Source organism: Catellatospora sp. NPDC049609 (assembly GCF_040675365.1).
Lineage (GTDB): Bacteria > Actinomycetota > Actinomycetes > Mycobacteriales > Micromonosporaceae > Catellatospora.
Map to the genome: position 1 here is coordinate 1 of NZ_JBFAOU010000346.1, position 3,936 is coordinate 3,936.

Annotated in this window: 4 protein-coding genes; 1 reads left to right on the plus strand and 3 read right to left on the minus strand. The window is 73.0% G+C overall.

Going from position 1 to position 3,936, the window contains the following annotated elements:
- Together AB0J67_RS39715 and AB0J67_RS39720 are read right to left on the minus strand one after the other, a co-directional pair.
- Positions 1-981 (minus strand): hypothetical protein (locus AB0J67_RS39715; protein ID WP_363490766.1); only part of this gene is annotated, 981 nt, incomplete at its 3' end.
- Positions 982-1,112: 131 nt separating this feature from the next.
- On the minus strand, positions 1,113-2,519 hold the full coding sequence (locus AB0J67_RS39720) for an aminopeptidase P family protein (protein ID WP_363490768.1): 1,407 nt from the start codon (positions 2,517-2,519) through the stop codon (positions 1,113-1,115).
- A 104-nt stretch (positions 2,520-2,623) separates the two neighbouring features.
- Between AB0J67_RS39720 and AB0J67_RS39725 the strand changes: the two genes are divergently transcribed.
- Positions 2,624-3,040, plus strand: coding sequence for a hypothetical protein (locus AB0J67_RS39725; RefSeq protein WP_363490770.1), 417 nt, complete (start codon positions 2,624-2,626; stop codon positions 3,038-3,040).
- Positions 3,041-3,078: 38 nt separating this feature from the next.
- Here the strand turns inward: AB0J67_RS39725 and AB0J67_RS39730 are convergent, their stop codons facing one another.
- A complete protein-coding gene (locus AB0J67_RS39730) occupies positions 3,079-3,642 on the minus strand; it encodes a hypothetical protein (RefSeq protein WP_363490772.1) in 564 nt (187 codons plus the stop codon).
- Positions 3,643-3,936: the final 294 nt, after the last annotated feature.

Genomic DNA, 3,936 nt, shown 5'->3' on the forward strand with positions numbered 1-3,936 from the left:
CACTTGGGCCGCTACGTCCTGTTGCGCGATGGCGAGTCCATCGTTTGGGAGCGGGCCGTGCTTGTTCACCGCGTGCGCCTGCGACTGCGCGCCCGGGACCAGGCCCGGCAGCAGGTGCGGGGTGCCCGTCGGCGACCAGAACACGGCGCGGACCCCGGCCGCGTCCTGCCGCCAGCCGACCACGTGGCGTGCCTCGTTGAGGTCGCTCGTGCCCGCGAACAGGGTGCCCGCCGGGGTGAACAGCGGCTCGTTCATGTCGCTCGCGCGCCAGACGAACGGCACGTAGTAGGGATAGCCGGTGACGGCGGCCACGTCGCCGTTGTCGTTGATCGCGGTGCCCTCGGCGCCGGTGAGCCCGTACAGCCGCACCGCGCCCGCCTTCCACGTCGCGGGCTGGTCCTCGGCGGTGCCGGAGACCATGCCGTACCGGTTGATGCCGGACGGGACGAACGGCAGGCCGGACGTGGTGGTGATCTCGGTCAGCACGCCGTTGGCCCAGCGGAAGCCGTGCAGCTGCGCGTCGTCGACGTAGTAGCCGACGACCACGCCCGAGTCGTTGACGTCGACGGCGATACTGTCGCCGCCGAGCGAGCCGAGGTCGGTCATGCCGTGGCCGGGACGCCACAGGAACGCGTGCGTGGTGACACCATCGGCGAGCATGCTGTAGCCGACGACCCAGCCGTTGTTGTTGACCGCCTGCGCCGACGCGCTCGGGCCGCCCAGCGTACCGAGATCGATCATGGTGCCGGCGCGCCACCGGAACGCCCGCTCCGGCGGGTTCTCACCGGTGCCGACCTGGCTCGCCCCCACCACGACGCCCTGGTCGTTGATGTCGTACGCGACGCTGCAGCAGGTGCCGGTGAGTGTGCCCAGGTCGACGGCGTGCAGGCCGCCGCTCGCCGACGCCGGTGCGGGCAGCATCGACACGGACAGCACTAGTGCCGCCGCCGAAGCGGACAGGGTCCGCCGGAGTGTCTTCACAGGCGCTCGCTTTCACTGGGGACGGATGATCACGCCGAGTGACGGCGTGCACCCACAGTCCCCCGTGAAGTGCCTGTCACGCAGTCAGCATGCTGACCGCCCGTGTCCATTGCGGACCTGTGAACGAACTGTTAAGAAGCCACCCGGTGCATCCACGACTCCACGTCGGCCGCGGTGCGCGGCAGGCTGTCGGACAGCATCCGGTAGCCGGTCTCGGTGATGAGCAGGTCCTCCTCGATCCGGAAGCCCATGCCCCGCAGCTCGGCCGGGATCAGCCCGTCGTCGGGCTGGAAGTAGATGCCCGGCTCCACCGTCAGCACGTGCCCCGGGGTCAGCGTGCCGTCCAGGTAGTTCTCCGCCCGCGCCGCCGCGCAGTCGTGCACGTCCAGGCCCAGCATGTGGCCCGAGCCGCACAGCGTCCAGCGCCGGTACAGGCCGCTGTCCTCGTCCAGCGCCTGCTCCGCCGACACCGGCAGGATGCCGAGATCGGCCAGGCCGTACGCGTACACCCGCATCGCCGCCCGGTGGAAGTCCCGGTATGCCGCGCCCGGCACCAGCGCCGCCAGCGCGGCGTCGTTGGCCTTGCGGCACAGCTCGTGTAGGTCGCGCTGCAGCGGCGTGAAGTGACCGGAGATCGGCAGCACCCGGGTGATGTCGGCGGTGTAGAGGCTGTGCGTCTCCACGCCCGCGTCGAGCAGCAGCAGCTCGCCGTCGCGCACCGGGCCGTCGTTGTCGATCCAGTGCAGCGTCGCGGCGTGCGCCCCGGCGGCGACGATCGAGTGGTAGCCGACCTCGTTGCCCTCCAGCCGGGCGCGCTGCCAGAACACGCCCTCCAGCAGCCGCTCCGAGGTCGCCTTCGCCTGCGGCAGCGCCCGCACCACGTCCTCGAAGCCGCGGGTGGTGATCGCGACCGCCTCCTCGAGCTGGGCGATCTCCCACGCGTCCTTGACCAGCCGCAGCTCGGCGAGCACCGCCTTCAGCTCGGCGTCGCCGGACGACGGCGCGACCGTCGTGTCGACCTCGGTGTCCAGGCCGCGCAGCACCAGCGTCGGGGTGTCCGGCTTGAGCGCGGCGGCCAGCTCGTCGCGGTGGCGGGTGGTGACGTCCAGCGCGCGGGTGCTCTCCCCCAGCGTCGGGCGGCGGCCCGCCCACAGCTCGCCGTAGCGGCGGTCGCGGAAGAACTCGCCGTTGTCGCGGGCCGAACGGGGCCGCAGGTACAGCGCCGCGTCGCCGTCCGGCTCGACGACGAGCACGCCGTCGCTGGACTGGTCGCCGGTGAGCCACACGTACGCCGAGTGCGCCCGGAAGCGGTAGTCCTGGTCGTTGGAGCGCGCCCGGAACGTGCCCGCCGGCACCACGATCCGGTGCCCGGGGAACGCGCGGTGCAGCGCCGCGCGGCGGGCCGGCGTCCACGCGGCCACCTCCGCCCGGGGCAGGTCGTGGTGCTCGGAGTCGAGCCACCCCGTGCGCATGAACTCGTCCAGCGCCGCCGATACGGGCAGGTCGTGGCTACCGGTGTGGAATCGCTGCTCGGCCATGCGCAGACAGTACCGTATCGGGGTTGACTCCTTACCGCACCTGATCGTCGCCGTCACGCGCAGCGGGCAGCCACCCGGGGTGACCACGGCTACGATCGACGTCCGTGACCACCTCTCCCCGCCCGGCCACCACGGAGACGACCGGCCGGACGAGCACCCGGCTCCAGTTCGCGCTGGCCGCGGCGTACTTTCTCGCGCTCGGCATCGCGCTGGCGCGCGCGGCTCACTTCTCCGGCCGCCTCTACCTGCCCGAAATGGGCGACGGGCACACCGGCAACGTCGAGGTGTGGCCGGGCGGCTGGCTGCCGGTGGCGCGGCTGGCCACCTTCACGATGCTGTTCGCGCCGTTCATCGCGGCGGTCGCCGCGCTGGACGCGGCGGTGCGGCTGACGTCGCCGCTCATCCGTGCCGCGCGGGGCCGGTGGTGGGCGCTGCTGGCGAGCACCGTCCTGTCCGTCCTGGTCGTCGTGGTGGCGGTCCTGCCGCCGGGCCGCCAGACCCTGACCTGGCTGCTCGACTAGCTCCGCCGCCCGACGCCGCGGCGGGTCAGCCGTCCGGATCAGACGGGCAGCGCGGCCTCCAGCACGTGGTGCGCGTCGGCCGCAGCGGTGTCGGCGTCGTCGGTCACCGCGACGGCGAACGCCGCCAGCCCGATCGCGGTGACGTCCTCGGCTATCGCCCAGTACCGGTCCGGCACGTTGGTGCGGCTGTCCAGCATGGCCCGCACGTGGTGCCCGCCGTACGCGCCCAGACCGGCGCCCGCCGCGCCCAGCACCGCGCCGGCGAGCGTACGCCGCAGCCCGCGGTCGTCGGACCAGCCGATCACGCCGCCGGCCAGGCCGCCCAGCGCGAGGCGGGCCAGCAGCGGACCCTTGTTGAGCCGGCTCGGGGTGGCCGGGAGCTTGTCCGCGACCAGCTCACCCGCGGCCGTGGCCACCAAGCTCTTGCGCACCGCCGGACTGGCCAGCACCTGCGTCTGCACCAGCCGGGACAACCCGGACTTCCGGCCGCGCCCCTTGCCACGCCGCTGCACGGCGACCGCCAGCGCGGCGAGGCCGAGCTGGGAACGCATGCCGGTGGCGACGCCCAGCGCCAGTGGCCGCAGTACCGCGATAGCGCCCATGCCTCCAGGCTATGCCGCTCGCCGCCGCCGCGCGCCGCCTCCGCCGATTACCCGACCGGCACCGGCTGAGGCGTCACCTGACCGGTGCCGGTGACGCGTGACCCGGTCGCGGGTAACCAGCTGACGCGACGCGGGCCGGGTCCGCCCCGCTTTTCATGGACGTTGGCCTATCACATCGAAGCCGATCTCGATTTTTCGATGTGATAGCCCGCGGCCAGCGGGCTGGAGCCCAGCGTGCCGACGACCGCGAGGGACGCCACGAGCAGCGAGTTGAGGCCGTAGCGCCACAGCGGG